Source organism: Enterobacter sp. ECC-019, from assembly GCF_043974075.1.
In the GTDB taxonomy this organism is placed as follows: Bacteria; Pseudomonadota; Gammaproteobacteria; order Enterobacterales; family Enterobacteriaceae; genus Enterobacter; species Enterobacter asburiae_D.
Map to the genome: position 1 here is coordinate 4,253,902 of NZ_CP143759.1, position 18,559 is coordinate 4,272,460.

General features: G+C 55.7%; 21 protein-coding genes. 4 read left to right on the top strand and 17 right to left on the bottom strand.

Annotation, left to right across the window (positions count from 1 at the left end; all coding sequences use genetic code 11):
* Window positions 1-188 precede the first annotated feature (188 nt).
* Window positions 189-1,739, top strand: a complete 1,551-nt coding sequence (gene mltF / locus V1566_RS20055; RefSeq protein WP_395304437.1) for a membrane-bound lytic murein transglycosylase MltF — start codon at window positions 189-191, stop codon at window positions 1,737-1,739.
* Here mltF and tadA read toward each other — a convergent pair.
* Genes tadA through murQ form a run of 4 tightly spaced genes read right to left on the bottom strand, consistent with a single transcriptional unit; the run spans window position 1,627 to window position 5,096 of the window.
* Window positions 1,627-2,166: a tRNA adenosine(34) deaminase TadA gene (tadA, locus tag V1566_RS20060; RefSeq protein ID WP_395304438.1), complete on the bottom strand. Its 540-nt coding sequence runs from the start codon at window positions 2,164-2,166 to the stop codon at window positions 1,627-1,629. The genes mltF and tadA overlap by 113 nt on opposite strands.
* 24 nt (window positions 2,167-2,190) lie before the next feature.
* Entirely contained in the window at window positions 2,191-2,826 is a 636-nt protein-coding gene (gene yfhb, locus V1566_RS20065) for a phosphatidylglycerophosphatase C (RefSeq protein WP_121425131.1), read from the bottom strand.
* Between the two features lie 3 nt (window positions 2,827-2,829).
* Window positions 2,830-4,191, bottom strand: coding sequence for a PTS transporter subunit EIIC (locus V1566_RS20070; RefSeq protein ID WP_395304439.1), 1,362 nt, complete (start codon window positions 4,189-4,191; stop codon window positions 2,830-2,832).
* 11 nt (window positions 4,192-4,202) lie between these two features.
* Entirely contained in the window at window positions 4,203-5,096 is an 894-nt protein-coding gene (gene murQ, locus V1566_RS20075) for an N-acetylmuramic acid 6-phosphate etherase (protein WP_395304440.1), read from the bottom strand.
* 117 nt (window positions 5,097-5,213) lie between these two features.
* Here murQ and V1566_RS20080 point away from each other — a divergent pair, with 117 nt between their 5' ends.
* Together V1566_RS20080 and V1566_RS20085 are read left to right on the top strand one after the other, a co-directional pair.
* The gene (locus V1566_RS20080; protein WP_023333056.1) at window positions 5,214-6,062 is read left to right on the top strand and encodes a MurR/RpiR family transcriptional regulator; all 849 of its coding nucleotides are present in this window, start codon (window positions 5,214-5,216) and stop codon (window positions 6,060-6,062) included.
* 46 nt (window positions 6,063-6,108) lie between these two features.
* A complete protein-coding gene (locus V1566_RS20085; protein ID WP_008502177.1) occupies window positions 6,109-6,369 on the top strand; it encodes a YfhL family 4Fe-4S dicluster ferredoxin in 261 nt (86 codons plus the stop codon).
* On the opposite strand, the gene acpS is transcribed toward V1566_RS20085, so the two are convergent.
* The 12 genes from acpS to rseD all read right to left on the bottom strand — a co-directional run bounded on the left by acpS (window position 6,366) and on the right by rseD (window position 15,759).
* Window positions 6,366-6,746 carry a holo-ACP synthase gene (gene acpS, locus V1566_RS20090; RefSeq protein ID WP_023294331.1) on the bottom strand — a complete coding sequence of 127 codons (381 nt, stop codon included), beginning with the start codon at window positions 6,744-6,746 and terminating at the stop codon, window positions 6,366-6,368. The genes V1566_RS20085 and acpS overlap by 4 nt on opposite strands.
* Complete coding sequence (gene pdxJ, locus V1566_RS20095; protein WP_159514706.1) at window positions 6,746-7,477, bottom strand: pyridoxine 5'-phosphate synthase; 732 nt, start codon at window positions 7,475-7,477, stop codon at window positions 6,746-6,748. Before pdxJ ends, acpS begins: the two co-directional genes overlap by 1 nt.
* A 33-nt stretch (window positions 7,478-7,510) precedes the next feature.
* Entirely contained in the window at window positions 7,511-8,218 is a 708-nt protein-coding gene (gene recO, locus V1566_RS20100; RefSeq protein WP_395304441.1) for a DNA repair protein RecO, read from the bottom strand.
* Between the two features lie 18 nt (window positions 8,219-8,236).
* A complete protein-coding gene (gene era / locus V1566_RS20105; protein ID WP_042715851.1) occupies window positions 8,237-9,142 on the bottom strand; it encodes a GTPase Era in 906 nt (301 codons plus the stop codon).
* The gene (gene rnc, locus V1566_RS20110; protein ID WP_003860711.1) at window positions 9,139-9,819 is read right to left on the bottom strand and encodes a ribonuclease III; all 681 of its coding nucleotides are present in this window, start codon (window positions 9,817-9,819) and stop codon (window positions 9,139-9,141) included. The genes era and rnc overlap by 4 nt, the downstream gene beginning before the upstream one ends.
* Window positions 9,820-10,041: 222 nt before the next feature.
* Window positions 10,042-11,016, bottom strand: coding sequence for a signal peptidase I (lepB, locus tag V1566_RS20115; RefSeq protein ID WP_023308848.1), 975 nt, complete (start codon window positions 11,014-11,016; stop codon window positions 10,042-10,044).
* Window positions 11,017-11,031: 15 nt separating this feature from the next.
* The gene (gene lepA, locus V1566_RS20120; protein ID WP_395304442.1) at window positions 11,032-12,831 is read right to left on the bottom strand and encodes a translation elongation factor 4; all 1,800 of its coding nucleotides are present in this window, start codon (window positions 12,829-12,831) and stop codon (window positions 11,032-11,034) included.
* A gap of 185 nt (window positions 12,832-13,016) precedes the next feature.
* A complete protein-coding gene (gene rseC, locus V1566_RS20125; protein ID WP_023308850.1) occupies window positions 13,017-13,493 on the bottom strand; it encodes a SoxR-reducing system protein RseC in 477 nt (158 codons plus the stop codon).
* Window positions 13,490-14,443: a sigma-E factor regulatory protein RseB gene (gene rseB / locus V1566_RS20130; protein WP_395304443.1), complete on the bottom strand. Its 954-nt coding sequence runs from the start codon at window positions 14,441-14,443 to the stop codon at window positions 13,490-13,492. Before rseB ends, rseC begins: the two co-directional genes overlap by 4 nt.
* Window positions 14,443-15,093, bottom strand: a complete 651-nt coding sequence (gene rseA, locus V1566_RS20135; protein ID WP_008502186.1) for an anti-sigma-E factor RseA — start codon at window positions 15,091-15,093, stop codon at window positions 14,443-14,445. The genes rseB and rseA overlap by 1 nt, the downstream gene beginning before the upstream one ends.
* A gap of 31 nt (window positions 15,094-15,124) precedes the next feature.
* A complete protein-coding gene (gene rpoE / locus V1566_RS20140; RefSeq protein WP_006176728.1) occupies window positions 15,125-15,700 on the bottom strand; it encodes an RNA polymerase sigma factor RpoE in 576 nt (191 codons plus the stop codon).
* Entirely contained in the window at window positions 15,697-15,759 is a 63-nt protein-coding gene (gene rseD, locus V1566_RS20145; RefSeq protein WP_229255512.1) for a rpoE leader peptide RseD, read from the bottom strand. Before rseD ends, rpoE begins: the two co-directional genes overlap by 4 nt.
* Before the next feature lie 363 nt (window positions 15,760-16,122).
* Here rseD and nadB point away from each other — a divergent pair, with 363 nt between their 5' ends.
* The gene (nadB, locus tag V1566_RS20150; RefSeq protein WP_395304444.1) at window positions 16,123-17,742 is read left to right on the top strand and encodes an L-aspartate oxidase; all 1,620 of its coding nucleotides are present in this window, start codon (window positions 16,123-16,125) and stop codon (window positions 17,740-17,742) included.
* Here nadB and V1566_RS20155 read toward each other — a convergent pair.
* Window positions 17,727-18,464, bottom strand: coding sequence for a tRNA1(Val) (adenine(37)-N6)-methyltransferase (locus V1566_RS20155; RefSeq protein WP_395304445.1), 738 nt, complete (start codon window positions 18,462-18,464; stop codon window positions 17,727-17,729). The two genes, nadB and V1566_RS20155, sit on opposite strands and share 16 nt — an antisense overlap.
* Window positions 18,465-18,559: the final 95 nt, after the last annotated feature.

Genomic DNA, 18,559 nt, shown 5'->3' on the forward strand with positions numbered 1-18,559 from the left:
AGCGCCGACGAAACCGTTTGCGTCGAAATAAAATTTGCACAGAGATTTAACAATAGATGTGACCTGTCTCTCTAATTGGTTGCCAAGTGGCGCAAGTTTACGCAAAATGCCGCTCATTCAATGGCAAACCTTATGATTAACATGGCTACAGCAGACTGAGGCAACCGGCGTCGCAGAGAATTAACTAATTGAAAAAATTAAAGATTAATTATCTGCTCATCGGCATTGTAACGTTGCTGCTGGCAGTGGCCCTCTGGCCTTCCATCCCCTGGTTCGGCAAAGCCGAAAACCGTATCGCCGCCATTCAGGAGCGGGGGGAATTGCGCGTCAGTACCCTCAACTCTCCGCTGATTTACAGCGACATCAACGGCAAAATCATTGGCCTGGATTACGAGCTGGCACAACAGTTCGCCGATTATCTTGGCGTGAAGCTCAAAATCACCGTCCGCCAGAATATCAACCAGCTGTTTGACGACCTCGATAACGACGATGCCGATATGCTTGCCGCCGGGCTGGTGTATAACAGCGAGCGCAGCAAGAACTACCAGCCGGGCCCGACCTACTACTCCGTTTCGCAGCAGCTGGTTTACCGCGTCGGGAGCCTGCGCCCGCGCTCGCTGGCCTCAATTAACGATCGGCAACTGACGATTGCGCCCGGCCACGTGGTGATTGACGATCTGCGGGAGCTCAAGGAGAAGAAATATCCCGACCTGAGCTGGACGGTGGATCCGAAACTCGGCACTACGGAGCTGCTGGAGCAGGTAAAAGACCAGAAAGTGCCCTACACCATCGCCGATTCGGTCGCGATCAGCCTGTTCCAGCGCGTTCATCCTGAAATCGCCGTGGCGCTGGACGTCACCGACGAGCAGCCCGTGACCTGGTTTAGCCAGCTTGATGACGATCAGACCTTTTCTGCCGCGATGCTTGATTTCTTCAACACCATCAATGAAGACGGTACCCTGGCGCGTCTGGAGGAGAAGTACCTCGGTCACGGTGACGACTTTGACTACGTTGACACCCGCAGCTTCCTGCGCGCGGTAGACAGCGTCCTGCCAGATCTGCAGCCGCTGTTCGAAAAATACGCCCAGGAGATTGACTGGAAGCTGCTGGCGGCTATTTCGTATCAGGAATCCCACTGGGATACCCAGGCCACGTCTCCGACTGGCGTACGTGGTTTGATGATGTTAACCAAAAATACTGCGCTGAGCCTGGGCGTCAATGACCGTACCGATGCCGAACAAAGCATCAGCGGCGGTGCGCGCTATCTGCAGGATATGATGGCCAAAGTACCGGAAACGGTGCCGGAAGAGGAGCGGATCTGGTTTGCGCTGGCGGCCTACAATATGGGCTATGCGCATATGCTGGATGCGCGAGCGCTGACGGTCAAAACGAAAGGCAACCCGGACAGCTGGTCAGACGTAAAACAGCGGCTGCCGCTGCTGAGCCAGAAGCCATGGTATAACAAGCTGACGTACGGCTACGCGCGCGGACATGAAGCCTACGCCTACGTGGAAAATATCCGTAAATATCAGATTAGCCTGGTCGGGTATCTGCTGGAGAAAGAGAAAGAGGCGACGGAGGCCAAACAGCTGGCTCAAAGTTACCCGGTCGTAGCGCCGGACGAGCTTAATCGTCCGACAGCTTCAATTCTGCCTTTTGCTGCTTTTTCTGCTGACGGCGCATTCGAAAGAAATCGCTTAATAGCCCCGAACACTCTGGTGCAAGTACCCCACCGATAGTCTTCACCTGGTGGTTCATCCCCGGGTGACCCAGCACGTCCATCAGCGAACCGGCCGCACCGGTTTTTTCATCCCGCGCACCGAAGACCAGAGTCCCGATCCGGCCGTGCACCATCGCGCCGGAACACATCACGCACGGCTCCAGCGTCACATACAGCGTGGTATCAAGCAGGCGATAGTTTTGCAGCACCAGACCACCCTGGCGAAGCGCCATGATTTCGGCATGCGCAGTAGGATCGTGGCGTCCAATAGGACGGTTCCACCCTTCGCCAATCACCTGGTTGTTATGAACCAGCACCGCGCCCACGGGCACTTCGCCCTCTTCCCAGGCGCGTTGAGCCAGCGTCAGCGCATGGCGCATCCAGTATTCATGATTGTATTCAGGGTTGGACAAAGGCTGATACTCCAGTCGAAAAGCGGGCGGCATTATACACGCCCGTTATGGATAAAACTATTCGAGTTGCTGGAGTTCACCTGATGGCGTGACGCGCCAGCGGTGCTGGCAAAAATAGAGCAGCGGGTTGTCCTGCTTGCTGTCGCTGTAGCCGCTGTACAGGCGCAGCGGCGTACCGATGCGTTTCTCAAGCTGGACCACTTTTTCATGCCCCAGGCAGCGCAGGGTCAGCACCCAGCCGCCGTAGCCGCGGGCAATTTGCGTGGCGATAAGGTTCACGCGCGGAAGCCAGGGAGTATCGAAATAGACCTGCTCCACCAGCGTCTGCGGGGAGCCGGTAATCAGCCAGATGTCGGCATCGTTCGCGTCGAGGTAGCTGGTGAGGCGCGCCTGCACCACCGGAAAGGCGGCGACGTGGCCGCGGAACCAGTGCGCAAAATCCTTTTCGAGCTGCTTGAGCCGCGCTTCACTGTGCCCAAAGGTACATCCCCACAGCAGCAGGCTCATCGGCCATCGCGCCGCCCGGCCTTTCACCAGCAGCGCGATACCGATAACCGGTAAGAGCGGTAGCACGAGCAGCGCATTCAAAGGCTGACGCCGCAGCAGGTAACGCATAAACGTACCAAACATATCCTGCTGATGCAGCGTTCCATCCAGGTCGAAAAAGACAACGCGACGCCCGTGATTTGCCAAACCTTACTCCTCTGGGTCGTTGAAACCTAACAGCCAGGTAAACAGGAACCCGGCGATCACCGCTACTAAATAGCCTAACAGATAGAGCATCACTTTTCCGGTCACGATGGTTAATGCCAGCGGTAAACCGGAAAGCCCAAAGGTGATAACGGTAGCGACTTTCCAGTAGCTAATGAGCGCCCCGCCCACCGCGCCGCCCAGACAGGCGGCGAGGAACGGTTTACCCAGCGGCAGCGTAACGCCGAAAATCAGCGGCTCACCGATGCCGAGCAGTCCGACCGGGAGTGCGCCTTTAATCATTTTTTTCAGACGCGCGTTGCGGGTTTTCATCAGTACGGCAATCGCCGCGCCGACCTGCCCCACGCCCGCCATCGACAGGATAGGCAGCAGCGCGTTATAGCCGTGCGACTGCACCAGCTCGACGTGGATCGGCACCAGCCCCTGGTGCAGGCCGGTCAGCACCAGCGGCAGGAAGGTACCGGAAAGCACAGCGCCCACCAGCAGCCCGCCTCGGTCAATAGCCAGAGACGCACCGTGAGCGATGGCTTCAGAGATCCACCCGCCTAGCGGCTGGAGGGCCACAATCGCTACGCTACCGGTAATTAACGTGGTCAGCAGCGGGTTGAGGATCAGCTCGATCGAGCCAGGCAGGATCGCGCGCAGCCTTTTCTCGATCCAGCTCATCAGGATGACCACCAGCAGCACGGCGATCACCCCGCCGCGCCCGGGCTGGAGCGCCTCGCCAAACAGCGTTATCTGCGCCAGCTGCGGGCTGGACAAGATGCCCGCCATTACCCCGCCCATCGCCAGCGATCCGCCAAACACCTTCGCGGTATTCACCCCAACCAGAATGTTCATGATGGCGAAAACAGCGCTGCCGAAGATCCCCAGAATCCCCAGCAGGTTCGGATACTGCGTGGCGAAATCCCCCACAATATCCGGCCGCTTGAGGATGTTGATGCTCCCGGTGATCAGACCTGAGGCAATAAACGCAGGGATCAGCGGAATAAAGACGTTTGCCAGCTGACGCAGCGCATCGCTCATGGGGGCTTTGTATTTGGCCTTTGCCTGCGCTTTGGTGCGCTCCGCATCGTCCATCGACGCGCTCGCGCTAACGCCCATCAACGCGCGCATGGCTTCGACAACCTGCGCCGCTTTTCCCGGCCCGACGATCAGCTGATGCTGCTGCCCCTGCTTCACGTAGCCGCTGACGCCGGACAGTTGCTTCAGGCGCTGCACATCAAGCTGGTCGTCGTTATGCACCTCGACGCGCACGCGCGTCATGCAGTTTTCGAGACGCTGAATATTTTTTTCCCCACCAATTCCCTGCAGGATATCGCTGGCGAGCGCTGCTGTTTTGTCCATAGACGCCTCTGTTAGTTTTCTAATGCCGCCCGTAAGAAGCCGTTATGCGCAGCGAGTTTGGCTCTCGCGGTCGCCGCATCCAGCCCGCTTAAGATCATCAAAATGGCCGGTTTCACATCGTGATCGGTCTGCTTGAGTACCGCTTCTGCCTCTTCCCGGTCTGCGCCAGTCGCCTCCATCACCATGCGGCAAGCTCTGTCCACCAGCTTGACGTTGGTGGCCTGCATATCCACCATCAGGTTCTGATAAACCTTGCCAAACTTCACCATCGCGCCGGTGGAGATCATATTGAGCACCAGCTTTTGCGCGGTCCCGGATTTCAGGCGCGTGGAGCCGGTGAGCGCTTCCGGCCCGACAACCGGAGAGATAGCGATAGCGGCCACCTGCGCAATCGGGGAGCCCGGATTACAGGAGATGGCCACCGTTGTGCAGCCGGTCTGGTTGGCGTATTCCAGGCCACCAATGACGTACGGCGTGCGCCCGGATGCCGCCAGCCCGACCACCAGATCCTTCGCGGTCAGATTCAGCGCCTTCAGGTCATCCTCACCCAGCTGTTTATTATCTTCCGCCCCTTCAACGGCTTTCAGCAGCGCACCGGGTCCACCGGCAATCAGCCCGACCACCAGACCATGCGGGACCCCAAAGGTTGGCGGACATTCTGACGCATCCAGCACCCCAAGACGCCCGCTGGTGCCCGCGCCCATGTAAATAATACGGCCGCCAGCCTTGAGGGCTTCCGCCGCCGCATCGACAGCTTTCGCCACCTCAGGTAATGTCTCTTTCACAGCCTGCGCGACCAGCGTATCCTGTTGATTAAAGCGGTTAACCAGCTCCAGGGTGGAGAGCGCATCCAGATCCATGGTTTGCGGGTTACGCGTTTCAGAAACAAGTGAGCCAAGATTCATTTTTGTACCTCAAGAATTTTTAATTCATAATAATCACACTATAATGGAATATAAAATTCATTCAGGCGAGCAAAATTCGTATTTGCGCAGATAATCACATTTTCGCCAGGAGACCGTATGAACTGTTTAATTCGCATTCGCCAGCGCTACGCAGGCTTTGCCCAAAGCGACAAGAAGCTGGCGGATTTTCTGCTTTCTCAACCCGATCGCGCGCGCCATCTCAGCTCGCAGCAACTGGCGAGTGAAGCCGGCGTGAGCCAGTCCAGCGTGGTGAAATTTGCGCAGAAGATTGGCTTTAAGGGATTCCCCGCCCTCAAGCTGGCGATCAGTGAAGCGCTGGTGAGCAACCCCAATCCGCAGTCCATGCCGGTGCATAATCAGATCCGCGGCGATGACCCGATGCGGCTGGTCGGCGAAAAGCTGATCAAAGAGAACGTGGCGGCCATGCATGCGACGCTCGACGTGAATACGGAAGAGAAGCTGCTGGAGAGCGTGGCGATGCTGCGCGGCGCGCGGCGCATCATACTGACCGGTATCGGCGCGTCCGGACTTGTGGCGCGTAACTTTGGCTGGAAGCTGACGAAAATTGGGCTTAACGCCATCGTCGAGCAGGATATGCACGCCCTGCTGGCGACCGTACAGGCGATGGATCCTGACGATCTGCTGCTGGCTATCTCCTACTCCGGCGAGCGCCGTGAAATCAATATGGCCACCGATGAAGCCCTGCGCGTCGGCGGTAAAATTCTGGCGATCACCGGTTTTACCCCGAATGCCCTGCAGCAGCGGGCCACGCGCTGTTTATATACCATTGCCGAAGAGCAGGCCACGCGCAGCGCGGCTATCTCGTCCACCAGCGCGCAAATGATGCTGACGGACCTGCTGTTTATGGCGCTGGTGCAGCAGGATCTCGAGCGCGCGCCCGAACGCATTCGTCACAGCGAAGAACTGGTAAAGAAACTGGTTTGACGCGTATAATGCCCGCCCAGTTTGTGTTGTTTCTGAGAATTTCCTGATGGCGCTGTTAATTACCAAAAAATGCATTAATTGCGATATGTGCGAGCCCGAATGCCCAAACCAGGCGATTTCGATGGGCGACAGCATTTATGAGATTAACAGCGACCGCTGCACGGAATGCATCGGCCACTATGAAACGCCGACCTGTCAGAAAGTGTGCCCGATCCCGAATACCATCCTGAAGGATCCGGCCCACGTCGAGAGCGAAGAGCAGCTATGGGATAAGTTTGTCCTGATGCACCACGCGGACAAGCTTTAACTTTCGATGATCACCGTCGCGCTGGCATAGTGGCGTTCATCCGCGATCGTCACGTGCATGTGATTCACCCCCAGCTTTTCCGCCAGCTTCTGCGCTTCTCCCCACAGACGCAGGCTCGGTTTGCCCAGCTCATCGTTAAACACTTCAAACTGGTTAAACGCCAGGCCGTTACGAATGCCGGTCCCGAAGGCTTTGGCCGCCGCCTCTTTTACCGCAAAGCGCTTTGCCAGAAAGCGCACCGGTTGCTGATGCGCTTCCCAGATGGCCCACTCGTTATCGCTCAGCACGCGTCTTGCGAGGCGATCGCCGCTACGGGCGATCACCGCTTCTATGCGGGCTATTTCAACGATATCAGTGCCTAAGCCCAGAATGGCCATTACTGACGCGCTTCCTGCATCAGGCGTTTCATCTCTGAGACCGCCTCTTTCAGACCACTCATCACCGCACGGCCAATGATGGCGTGGCCGATGTTCAGCTCGTGCATTTCCGGCAGGGCGGCAATGGCCTTCACGTTGTGGTAAGTCAGGCCGTGACCGGCATTAACCTTCAGGCCCAGGCTTGAGGCATACGTGGCCGCTTTGGCGATACGCTCCAGCTCTTTGGCCTGTTCGGCGTCATTTTTGGCATCGGCATAGCAGCCGGTGTGAATTTCGATATACGGTGCGCCCACGTCGGCCGCCGCTTTAATCTGGGCGAAATCGGCGTCGATAAACAGAGAAACCAGGATACCGGCATCCGCCAGACGTTTGCAGGCATCGCGCATTTTGTCGAGCTGCCCGGCCACATCCAGACCGCCTTCGGTGGTCACTTCCTGGCGTTTTTCCGGCACCAGGCAGCAGAAATGCGGTTGGGTCTCGCAGGCAATGGTCAGCATCTCTTCGGTGACCGCCATCTCCAGATTCATACGGGTGTCCAGCGTCTGACGCAGAATGCGCACGTCGCGGTCGGTAATGTGGCGACGGTCTTCACGCAGGTGAACGGTAATGCCATCAGCGCCAGCCTGTTCAGCGATAAACGCTGCCTGAACCGGATCGGGATACGCCGTGCCGCGCGCATTACGCAGCGTGGCGATATGATCGATGTTGACGCCTAACAGTAATTCAGCCATGACAATCCTCGGTTTTCTTTTCGATTCTGTGGTCTAACGTTTCGGCACAAACTGCCTGAATAATTCGCGGCTCTTTAAGGGCTTACCGCCAAGATACGGCTTGAGGGCAATCCGGGTAAAGCGTTTTGCTGCGCGCAGGGTGTCCTGATCGGGAAACTCGCGCTCATACAGCGCCCGGAGCTGGCGCCCGGTAAAGGTGCTATTGTCTATCACGATACTGGCAATGAAGCCCTTTTCTTCGCGGTAGCGGTAGGTCATGGTGTCTTCAACCTCGTCCCCACTGCCCGCACAGTGCAGAAAGTCTACGCCGTACCCGAGGTGGCCCAGCAGCGCCAGTTCGAAACGACGCAAGGCGGGTTCGGGCGTGCTGGTTGCGCCAGCCAGCGCCTGGATACAGTGCAGATAATCGAAGAAAAGTTCAGAGAAGCGAGTCTCATGCTCAAGAACCCGTGAGATGAGTTCGTTGACATACAGACCGCTGTAGAGCGTGATGCCAGAAAGAGGAAGCGCCAGGGAGACGGCTTCTGCACTGCGCAGGGTTTTGACTTCCCCTCGCCCGCCAAAGCGAACCAGCAGCGGCGTGAAAGGCTGTAGGGCACCTTTCAAATTAGAACGTTTGGAACGTGCACCTTTCGCAACAAGGCGCACGCGGCCCGACTCTTCCGTGAAGACGTCCAGCATGAGGCTGGTTTCGCTCCAGGGACGACTATGGAGAACGAAGGCACGCTGCCAACCTTCCATTATACTCGTCGTCTTGAGTTACTGATCTTCGCCGTAACCGAGGCTGCGCAGAGCACGCTCATCATCGGCCCAGCCAGATTTCACTTTCACCCACAGTTCGAGGTGAACCGGCGCTTCGAACATCTCCATCATGTCCTTACGGGCTTCGATACCGATGGTTTTGATCTTGGCCCCTTTGTTGCCGATCACCATCTTCTTCTGCCCTTCGCGCTCAACGAGGATCAGGCCGTTGATGTCGTAGCCGCCACGCTCGTTGGTCTGGAAACGCTCGATCTCCACCGTCACAGAGTACGGCAATTCAGCGCCCAGGAAACGCATCAGCTTTTCACGGATGATTTCAGACGCCATAAAGCGCTGAGAGCGATCGGTGATGTAGTCTTCCGGGAAGTGATGAATCGCTTCCGGCAGATGCTTACGCACGATGCCCGCGATGGTATCAACGTTCAGGCCGGTCTCAGCAGACAGCGGCACGATGTCGAGAAAGTTCATCTGGCTACCGAGCCACTGCAGATGCGGCAGCAGGTCGGCCTTTTCCTGCACGTTATCCACTTTGTTGACCGCGAGGATGACCGGCGTTTTGCCGTCACGCAGCTTGTTCAGCACCATCTCGTCATCCGGCGTCCAGCGGGTGCCTTCAACAACGAAAATCACCAGCTCTACGTCGCCAATCGAGCTGCTCGCCGCCTTGTTCATCAGACGGTTGATGGCACGCTTCTCTTCCATGTGCAGGCCTGGGGTATCGACGTAGATCGCCTGATACGCGCCTTCAGTATGGATGCCGACGATGCGGTGACGCGTGGTCTGCGCCTTACGCGAGGTGATAGAAATCTTCTGCCCGAGCAGATTATTCAGCAGGGTGGATTTGCCAACGTTCGGACGTCCGACGATGGCAATAAATCCGCAATAGGTTTTGTCGATGCTCATTCCAGCTCCAGCATTTTTAACGCCTGTTCGGCGGCAGCCTGTTCAGCCTTACGACGGCTTGAACCTGTGCCCACCACCGGTTCACTCAGGCCACTGACCTGGCAATGGATGGTAAATTCCTGATCGTGCGCTTCGCCACGTACCTGTACCACCAGATAAGATGGCAGCGGCAGATGACGACCCTGCAAATATTCCTGCAGACGCGTTTTCGGATCTTTTTGTTTATCGCCCGGACTGATTTCGTCCAGACGGGTCTGATACCAGTTCAGGATCAGCTTTTCTACGGTCTGGATATCGCTGTCCAGGAACACACCACCAATTAATGCTTCGACCGTATCGGCAAGAATAGATTCACGACGGAAGCCGCCGCTTTTCAGTTCACCCGGACCAAGACGCAGACATTCGCCCAGCTCAAATTCGCGCGCGATTTCCGCAAGGGTATTACCCCGAACCAGCGTGGCACGCATGCGGCTCATATCACCTTCATCCACCCGCGGGAAACGGTGATAAAGCGCATTCGCAATCACGAAACTTAAAATAGAGTCGCCTAAAAACTCGAGACGCTCATTATGTTTGCTGCTGGCACTGCGGTGGGTTAATGCCTGTTGCAACAACTCCTGATGATGAAAAGTGTAGCCCAGCTTCCGTTGAAGCCGATTAATTACGATGGGGTTCATGCGATACCAATAAATGAATGCGTCAAAAATGCAGCACACGAAACCGACCTGAGAAGACCAACGCGGTTTCGTGTGCCGTGGCACCCTTGCAGGGCCAACCTTAAACTTCGGGGGAATATTCTATACACAACGACAGGGGATGTCGTTAGTTCGAAGAGATTTATCGTGGAAATAATTCACGTAGCCGCTAATTAAAGCGGCTACGCGTTCATTTATTGAGAATTAATGGATTCCGCCGATACGATTCAGGCGTACTCCGGTCGGCCATTCGCCTTCCTGCTTCTCAAAACTCATCCAGATGGCGGTGGCTTTACCGACCAGATTCGCTTCCGGCACAAAGCCCCAGTAACGGCTGTCCGCAGAGTTATCGCGGTTGTCACCCATCATGAAGTAATGTCCTGGCGGTACAATCCAGCTCGCCAGCTGCTGGCCCGGCTGGCGATAGTACATTCCCAGCTGATCCTGCGCGATTGGCACGGTGAGGATTCGGTGCGTCACATCGCCCAGCGTCTCTTTGCGCTCAACCAGACGGATGCCGTCCTCTTTGGTTTCACCTTTCGGTACCTGGAAGAATCCGCTGGTCGCTTCGCCGCCGTTACGACGGGCGAAGGTCTGCACAAAATCACTTGGCTCAACGTTTGAGTAGGTGATTGGCAGCGCGTTTTCACATGCGGTACCGGAGCTGCAGCCCGGCTGAACGGTGACTTCTTTCGCAACCGGATCGTAAGTGACTTTATCACCCGGCAGACCTACCGCACGCTTGATGTAGTCCAGGCGCGGATCTTCCGGATATTTGAACACCACGATGTCGCCGCGTTTCGGATGACCGGTTTCGATCAGCGTTTTCTGGTAGATAGGATCTTTAATGCCGTAGGCAAACTTCTCTACCAGAATAAAATCACCAATCAGCAGCGTTGGCATCATTGAACCTGATGGGATTTGGAACGGCTCGTAAATAAACGAACGTACCACCAGCACAATCGCCAGCACCGGAAATACCGAGGCGCCCGTTTCCAGCCAGCCCGGTTTCGGGCCGACTTTCTTCAGGGTTTTCGCGTCAATCCCATCGCCAGTTGCTGCCTGTGCGGCAGCCTGACGCTCACGACGTTTTGGGGCGAAGATAAACTTATCCAGACACCACAGCAGACCTGTCACCAGGGTAGCAATGACCAGGATCAGGGCAAACATGTTCGCCATGCCAACTCCTTAGGGTTATTTGCCGTCTTTACCAACATGAAGGATGGCAAGGAATGCTTCCTGCGGCAGCTCGACGTTACCGACCTGCTTCATACGCTTCTTACCTTCTTTCTGCTTCTGCAGCAGCTTTTTCTTACGGCTGACGTCACCGCCATAGCACTTGGCAAGAACGTTTTTACGCAGCTGTTTCACGGTTGAACGCGCGATAATGTGGTTGCCAATGGCCGCCTGAATCGCGATATCGAACTGCTGACGCGGGATCAGCTCTTTCATCTTCTCAACCAGCTCGCGGCCACGGTATGGCGCATTGTCGTTGTGGGTGATCAGCGCCAGCGCATCCACACGCTCGCCGTTGATCAGCACATCCACACGCACCATGTTGGAGGCCTGGAAGCGTTTGAAGTTGTAATCCAGAGACGCATAGCCACGGGAGGTGGACTTCAGACGGTCAAAGAAGTCGAGAACCACTTCCGCCATTGGGATTTCATAGGTCAGCGCCACCTGGTTACCGTGGTAAACCATGTTGGTCTGCACGCCACGCTTCTCAATACACAGCGTAATGACGTTACCCAGGAATTCCTGCGGCAGCAGCATGTGACACTCTGCAATAGGCTCACGCAGTTCATGAATGTTGTTCAGCGGCGGCAGCTTGGACGGGCTGTCGACGTAGATCACTTCTTTCGAGGTGGTTTCAACTTCATAGACTACGGTCGGTGCCGTGGTGATCAGATCCAGATCGTATTCACGCTCCAGACGCTCCTGAATGATCTCCATATGCAGCAGACCGAGGAAGCCACAGCGGAAGCCGAAGCCCAGCGCCGTTGAGCTTTCTGGCTCGTAGAACAGGGAAGCATCGTTCAGGCTCAGTTTACCGAGCGCGTCGCGGAAGTTTTCATAGTCGTCAGAGCTGACAGGGAACAGGCCCGCATAAACCTGCGGTTTCACCTTTTTAAAGCCTGGCAGCGCTTTATCTGCCGGGTTACGCGCACCGGTCAGGGTATCGCCCACCGGCGCGCCGAGGATGTCTTTAATGGCGCAGACCAGCCAGCCTACCTCGCCGCACGTCAGCTCGGTACGGTCAACCTGTTTTGGCGTGAAGATGCCCAGACGGTCGGCGTTGTAGACCTGTCCGGTACTCATTACCTTGATTTTGTCGCCTTTACGCATGGTGCCGTTTTTAATACGCACCAGTGAGACAACACCCAGATAGTTATCGAACCAGGAGTCGATAATCAGCGCCTGCAGTGGCGCATCAGGATCGCCTTCCGGGGCCGGAATGTCACGTACCAGGCGTTCCAGTACGTCGGTCACGCCCACACCGGTTTTCGCGGAGCAGCGCACGGCATCGGTCGCGTCAATGCCGACAATATCTTCAATCTCTTCCGCTACGCGCTCAGGATCGGCGGCTGGCAGGTCGATCTTGTTCAAAACCGGCACAACTTCAAGATCCATTTCCATCGCGGTGTAGCAGTTTGCCAGGGTCTGGGCTTCAACGCCCTGCCCGGCATCCACCACCAGCAGCGCACCTTCACAGGCCGCGAGCGAGCGTGAAACCTCATAGGAGAAGTCAACGTGGCCTGGGGTGTCGATAAAGTTCAGTTGATAGGTTTCACCATCAGCCGCTTTGTAATCAAGCGTAACGCTCTGCGCTTTAATGGTGATACCGCGTTCGCGTTCCAGGTCCATGGAGTCCAGAACCTGGGCTTCCATTTCACGATCAGACAGGCCACCGCAAATCTGGATAATACGGTCAGACAGCGTCGACTTACCGTGGTCAATGTGAGCAATGATCGAAAAGTTACGTATGTTCTTCATATAGTTAAATAATTATGCCTTACGAATTCCTGGAGGCCGCTGTTCTTAGCCTGACGTTTTTCAGTGCGAAAACGCAGCATTCTACACTACATCCTCGCTACCTGGAAATGCACTTAGAGACAGGTATTGCGTGAAGAAAGGACGTTTTCTGTTTTAGGGTGTAAAAAATGATAAAGCCCGATGGATCACCGGGCCTCAGAAGAGAGCGTTTCAACACGAAGCTGGTCTGGCGCCAGCCCAACGCTGAGAATGACAGGCTGCCACTCCTCGCGCGCGGCGAGCGTCGGAGAGAGACCTTTGGCAAGCCAGAATCCCCCTACGCCACCCAATGCGGCACCGCACATGGCGGCCACATCGGTACCAAAAAGCATCTGAAACAGGCCGCCCATGATAAACAGCCCGACCAGCGGAGAGAGATACACCAGCATAGCGGAGCTAAGCAGACTGCCTTCCGCGATGCCCAGCTCTACCTTTTGCCCCGCCATCAGCGGCTGTTCGCTTGGCACAGAAATCGTGTGCGATGTTTGCGGCCCGAGCTTATTCAGCACGCGGCTGCCGCAGCCGGCGCGGGATGCGCAGCTATTACATGAGGCTTTTACATCGCAGCTCACCAGCGCGATGCCGTTCTGCCACGAGACAACCGTCGCCCACTCTTTGATCATTGTGCGGCCCTGAATTTAATGCTGTCGGAGATGCGCTTCGCCGTTTGCGGAGGAAGTTCTCCCACAATGGTGATCTCTGCGTTATCGCGGACCGTTGTACTCACCGTACGGCGCCCGGTACGCAGCATTTGTTCGGCGCTGTTTGCCGTTGCGCGATTAATATTCACCGAGAAGCTGAACAATCCGTCAGAATAGAGGCGCGATTCCACCGGCGTTTCAATCGTTGGCAGCTGACGACGGCTGCTGGACACTTCGCTAAACCCTTGCGGGATCCAGGCAGGTACCCAGTTGAACTTAACGGAATCCCCGGCAGGAACAGAAAGCAGCGGCGGCAGGCTGGCCTTAGACAGGTTCTGCATGCTGTTACCAACCTGATTATTCACGCTGAAGGAGATAACCCGGAACTGTTCAAGCGTTTCGCCGTCACGGTCGAGGAGGTCAACACGCATGGGGAGTTTGGTTTCGGCGTCAATCCAGACGATATAGCTGTAGCGCGTTCCGTCCCGGGCAACAACGCGAATCACCTCGCACAGTCTGTCCGCGATGCGGGTACGCCCTACCGAAATAAAATCGTAGTAAGGAGCAAGCCGTTTGAAGTCGGTGTAAATGAGTGACGGTAGAGAATCAACGATATAATCGCCATTCAGCGTGAAAGGTTCCAGGCCTGGCTCGAAATAGCTGATTTCGTTGCCACGCTGGACAACTTCCCGACGCGGGCCATCCATCTGCAGAAGCTGAGCGAGTGGCTGGTTATCAAGACGGGCATGACGATAGCGTAACGACTCGACGCCCTGCTTATTGATGCTGATAAATGCCAACTCGTAATTGAGTGACTGGCTAGCCAGATTCATTTGCTGCAACAACGCCCCGGATGAAACATCAGCCGAGGCGTTGGCAGAGAAGAACAGGCTACCCGCCATCAGAGACATGGCGAACCAAAGTTGCTTCATTACTGCGATTGCGTTCCTAAAGTTTGGTTTCCGGGCACCTGCACAGCAGCTTGCTGGGTCTGGGCCTGCTCAAACTGAAGCTGTTCAGAGTGCAGACGACGCTGCAACTCGTAATCCTGCAACATCGCATTAATGCGACGGCGCTGCTCCTGAACCTGCTGTTGCTGACCGCCGCTGGCGGAAGCATCAGCCGGTACGCCCAGGCTTACCGGGCTGGCTTTGCCCATCATCGGCAGTGTGTTAAACACTGGCGCTTCTGGCTGCTGATTAGTTTCAGACTGAGTATTATAGTGCTGGACGCCAACAATAACTGCAAGCGATACGCATGCAGCCACACCCATTTGGGTAAGCTGGCTGGCCCACGGACGCACCTTTTGCCAGAACGGCATTTTCTGCCACTGGTGAGGCGCAGGTTGAGCTTCAGGAATCAGCGGAGTGGTCTGATGAACAGGCTCATTCTCAATCGCCGCCATGACGCGGGCTGAGATATCGAAATGGAGAACCTCGCCGGTGTCACCGCGAAGGGTGTCACGGATGAGATGGTAACTCTCCCAGGTCTCTTGCATTTCGGGTGAATGAGACAGCTCGTTGAGCAGCTCGCTATCCACCGTTTCACCATCCATTAAAGCGGAAAGTTTTTCTTTCTGCATGCCTAATACCTTTTCCAGTATCCCGCTATCGTCAACGCCTGATAAGCGGTTGAACTTTATTATCAATAGCTTCTCGCGCACGGAAAATTCGTGAACGTACCGTGCCGACCGGACAATCCATGATAGCGGCTATCTCTTCATAGCTCAGACCATCCAGCTCCCGTAACGTAATTGCCATGCGTAAATCTTCCGGGAGCGACTCGATCGTGCGAAAAACGATTTGTCTCAGTTCTTCTGACAACATTAAGTTCTCAGGGTTCGAAATTTCTTTCAATGCGCCGCCACTTTCGAAGTTTTCGGCGTCGATTGCGTCCACATCACTTGAAGGCGGACGACGGCCCTGAGCGACCAGATAATTCTTTGCCGTATTGACCGCAATACGGTACAGCCAGGTATAAAAAGCACTATCTCCCCGGAAAGAATCCAGCGCGCGATAGGCCTTAATAAAAGACTCTTGCACAACATCAGGCACATCGCCTGACGGTACATAGCGGGAAACCAGGCTCGCCACCTTATGCTGGTAGCGCACCACCAGTAGGTTAAAGGCTTTCTGATCTCCCTTCTGGACCCGTTCAACCAGGACCTGGTCCGTTAACTGCTCGCTCATCCGAGGTAATGTCTCCCCAAACCTAAATTCCACGCGTTATCGAAACGCCACTCTAAAATACCGCACTTTGAGCAAGCACCGAATTAGAGTGTCTGATCTTCAATAAGTTCCGTAACGCCTTTGTTTTTGTTCATCGCGTCGCAGACTGTTCATTTTCTCTCATTATAAGTCTGTTCACGATCCACACCACTTTCTGACAAGAAACATCTTTTTCCCGCCAGAAGAGTAACGCAACACAGGCTTTATTTCACCACAAAATCTGACGCTAACGATCTGCTTCGCAAAATAATTTCACTCATTTACCCTCCGTTTACCTCCGCTTACGCGTTTAGCCATTGCAACAGCCTCTAAAAAAAACGTGCGATAAATCGCATTCGAGTGCTATTCTGACCCAACACTGTTTAGTAAATTAAACAACAATCATGAACACAACACCTGAACTCCATTGTGATGTACTGATCATCGGCAGCGGCGCTGCCGGTCTCTCTCTGGCGCTGCGCCTGGCCGAGCATCAAAACGTTATCGTTCTGAGTAAAGGACCGATAAGTGAAGGTTCCACGTTTTATGCCCAGGGCGGCATTGCCGCCGTGTTTGATGAGACAGACAGCATTGCGTCCCACGTCGATGATACGCTGATTGCCGGGGCCGGGATCGTGGATGCGCACGCCGCAGAGTTTGTCGCCAGCAACGCCCGTCACTGCGTTCAGTGGCTCATCGACCAGGGCGTCTTATTCGATACTCAGATTCAACCCAACGGTGAAGAGAGCTACCACCTGACACGCGAAGGCGGCCATAGCCACCGCCGCATCCTGCACGCAGCGGATGCCACCGGAAAAGAAGTGGAAACTACGCTGGTCAGTAAAGCGCTGAGCCATCCTAATATTCGCGTTCTCGAGCGAAGTAATGCCGTTGACCTGATCATTTCCGACAAGATTGGCCTGCCCGGCACGCGTCGCGTGGTGGGCGCCTGGGTCTGGAACCGTAATAAAGAGAAGGTGGAGACCTGCCAGGCGAAGGCTGTGGTACTGGCTACGGGCGGCGCCTCCAAGGTGTATCAGTACACCACGAACCCGGACATTGCCTCCGGAGACGGTATCGCTATGGCCTGGCGCGCAGGCTGCCGGGTGGCTAACCTCGAGTTTAATCAGTTTCACCCAACCGCCCTGTTTCACCCCCAGGCGCGCAACTTCCTGCTGACGGAAGCCCTGCGCGGTGAAGGTGCTTATCTGAAGCGTCCTGACGGCTCCCGCTTTATGCCCGACTTTGACGCCCGGGGTGAACTGGCCCCGCGCGATATCGTTGCCCGCGCCATCGATCATGAAATGAAACGTCTTGGCGTGGACTGCATGTATCTTGATATCAGCCATAAGCCAGCTGAGTTCATTCGCCAGCATTTCCCGATGATTTACGAAAAGCTGCTCAATCTTGGCATTGATTTAACGCGCGATCCGGTGCCCATTGTGCCAGCGGCCCACTATACCTGCGGTGGCGTGATGGTTGACGATCATGGACGTACCGATGTGGACGGTCTGTATGCTATCGGTGAGGTCAGCTATACCGGACTTCACGGCGCGAACCGTATGGCCTCTAACTCGCTGCTTGAATGTCTGGTGTACGGCTGGTCAGCAGCGGAAGACATCACCAGGCGCATGCCTTACGCCCGCGAGACAGAGCACCTGCCAGCCTGGGATGAAAGCCGGGTGGATAACCCGGACGAGCTGGTCGTGATCCAGCACAACTGGCATGAGCTACGGTTGTTTATGTGGGACTACGTGGGGATTGTGCGCACCACGAAACGCCTGGAACGCGCCTTGCGCCGCATCACCATGCTGCAACAGGAAATTGATGAGTACTATGCCAATTTCCGCGTATCCAATAACCTGCTGGAGCTGCGCAATCTGGTGCAGGTTGCCGAGCTGATCGTTCGCTGCGCGATGATGCGTAAAGAGAGCCGCGGGCTGCACTATACCCTGGACTACCCGGATCAGCTTGCTGAGTCCGGCCCGTCGATACTCGCCCCGCAGGTTTACATAAACAGATAAAACGCCTGGGTCAGAGCAGTGTAATCTTCGGAATAACGCTGGTCTGGCCCACGGATCACCATTCGGTCATTAAAGCATTCACCCTCTTTTGGCGAGAGCGCCAGCAGCACGCGGTGCGGCAGTCGTCCTTCCGTATCCGAAATATCGGTACGCAGACGTAATGTCCAGCCGATCTCCTGCGCGATACCGATGAACGTGTTGCCGGTACTCTCAGGCAGGACCACGCAGAAAAAACCGTCTTCGGAGATGAGTTCTGCCGCACTGGTGAGCAGCGCTTTATGATCGAGGGAGCCGGTATAACGCGCCTGTTCACGCTCGGGTGTCCCGCACTCAACGCCGGGCTCGTAGTAGGGAGGGTTGCTGACGATCAGATCGTAACGCGCGGTTTGTTCAGACGCCCAGGCGAGCACATCTGCGCATTCCACCATCATTCGGGCTGCCCAGGGAGATTCGGCCACATTGTCACTCGCCTGCTCTGCAGCCTGCGCATCCAGTTCGACGGCATCAATGGTGACATGTTCTTCCGTACGCTGCGCCAGCATCAACGCCACCAGCCCGCTGCCAGTACCAATATCAAGAATACGCTTAACACCTGCGACAGGCGCCCACGCTCCCAGTAAAATACCGTCTGTACCGACTTTCATGGCACAGCGATCGTGGGCGACAAAAAATTGTTTGAACGTAAAACCATCGCGGCGCAGCTGCGCTTTGAGTTGAGACATGTCAGGGCAACCTTCTAAGTGAAACTGGAGTAGCATAGGGGAAAGCGAAGTGGCCGAAAAGCGATATCCATACAAACAGATGAAGATTACAGCCG

Bases quoted from the DNA above. Each gene is read 5' to 3' on its own strand.
- lepA (WP_395304442.1), bottom strand. From the start codon at position 12,831: ATGAAGAACATACGTAACTTTTCGATCATTGCTCACATTGACCACGGT.
- nadB (WP_395304444.1), top strand. From the start codon at position 16,123: ATGAACACAACACCTGAACTCCATTGTGATGTACTGATCATCGGCAGC.
- V1566_RS20085 (WP_008502177.1), top strand. From the start codon at position 6,109: ATGGCGCTGTTAATTACCAAAAAATGCATTAATTGCGATATGTGCGAG.
- V1566_RS20070 (WP_395304439.1), bottom strand. From the start codon at position 4,191: ATGGACAAAACAGCAGCGCTCGCCAGCGATATCCTGCAGGGAATTGGT.
- lepB (WP_023308848.1), bottom strand. From the start codon at position 11,016: ATGGCGAACATGTTTGCCCTGATCCTGGTCATTGCTACCCTGGTGACA.
- tadA (WP_395304438.1), bottom strand. From the start codon at position 2,166: ATGCCGCCCGCTTTTCGACTGGAGTATCAGCCTTTGTCCAACCCTGAA.
- V1566_RS20155 (WP_395304445.1), bottom strand. From the start codon at position 18,464: ATGTCTCAACTCAAAGCGCAGCTGCGCCGCGATGGTTTTACGTTCAAA.
- rseC (WP_023308850.1), bottom strand. From the start codon at position 13,493: ATGATCAAAGAGTGGGCGACGGTTGTCTCGTGGCAGAACGGCATCGCG.
- era (WP_042715851.1), bottom strand. From the start codon at position 9,142: ATGAGCATCGACAAAACCTATTGCGGATTTATTGCCATCGTCGGACGT.
- pdxJ (WP_159514706.1), bottom strand. From the start codon at position 7,477: ATGGCTGAATTACTGTTAGGCGTCAACATCGATCATATCGCCACGCTG.
- V1566_RS20080 (WP_023333056.1), top strand. From the start codon at position 5,214: ATGAACTGTTTAATTCGCATTCGCCAGCGCTACGCAGGCTTTGCCCAA.
- rpoE (WP_006176728.1), bottom strand. From the start codon at position 15,700: ATGAGCGAGCAGTTAACGGACCAGGTCCTGGTTGAACGGGTCCAGAAG.
- rseA (WP_008502186.1), bottom strand. From the start codon at position 15,093: ATGCAGAAAGAAAAACTTTCCGCTTTAATGGATGGTGAAACGGTGGAT.
- recO (WP_395304441.1), bottom strand. From the start codon at position 8,218: ATGGAAGGTTGGCAGCGTGCCTTCGTTCTCCATAGTCGTCCCTGGAGC.
- murQ (WP_395304440.1), bottom strand. From the start codon at position 5,096: ATGAATCTTGGCTCACTTGTTTCTGAAACGCGTAACCCGCAAACCATG.
- rnc (WP_003860711.1), bottom strand. From the start codon at position 9,819: ATGAACCCCATCGTAATTAATCGGCTTCAACGGAAGCTGGGCTACACT.
- rseB (WP_395304443.1), bottom strand. From the start codon at position 14,443: ATGAAGCAACTTTGGTTCGCCATGTCTCTGATGGCGGGTAGCCTGTTC.
- acpS (WP_023294331.1), bottom strand. From the start codon at position 6,746: ATGGCCATTCTGGGCTTAGGCACTGATATCGTTGAAATAGCCCGCATA.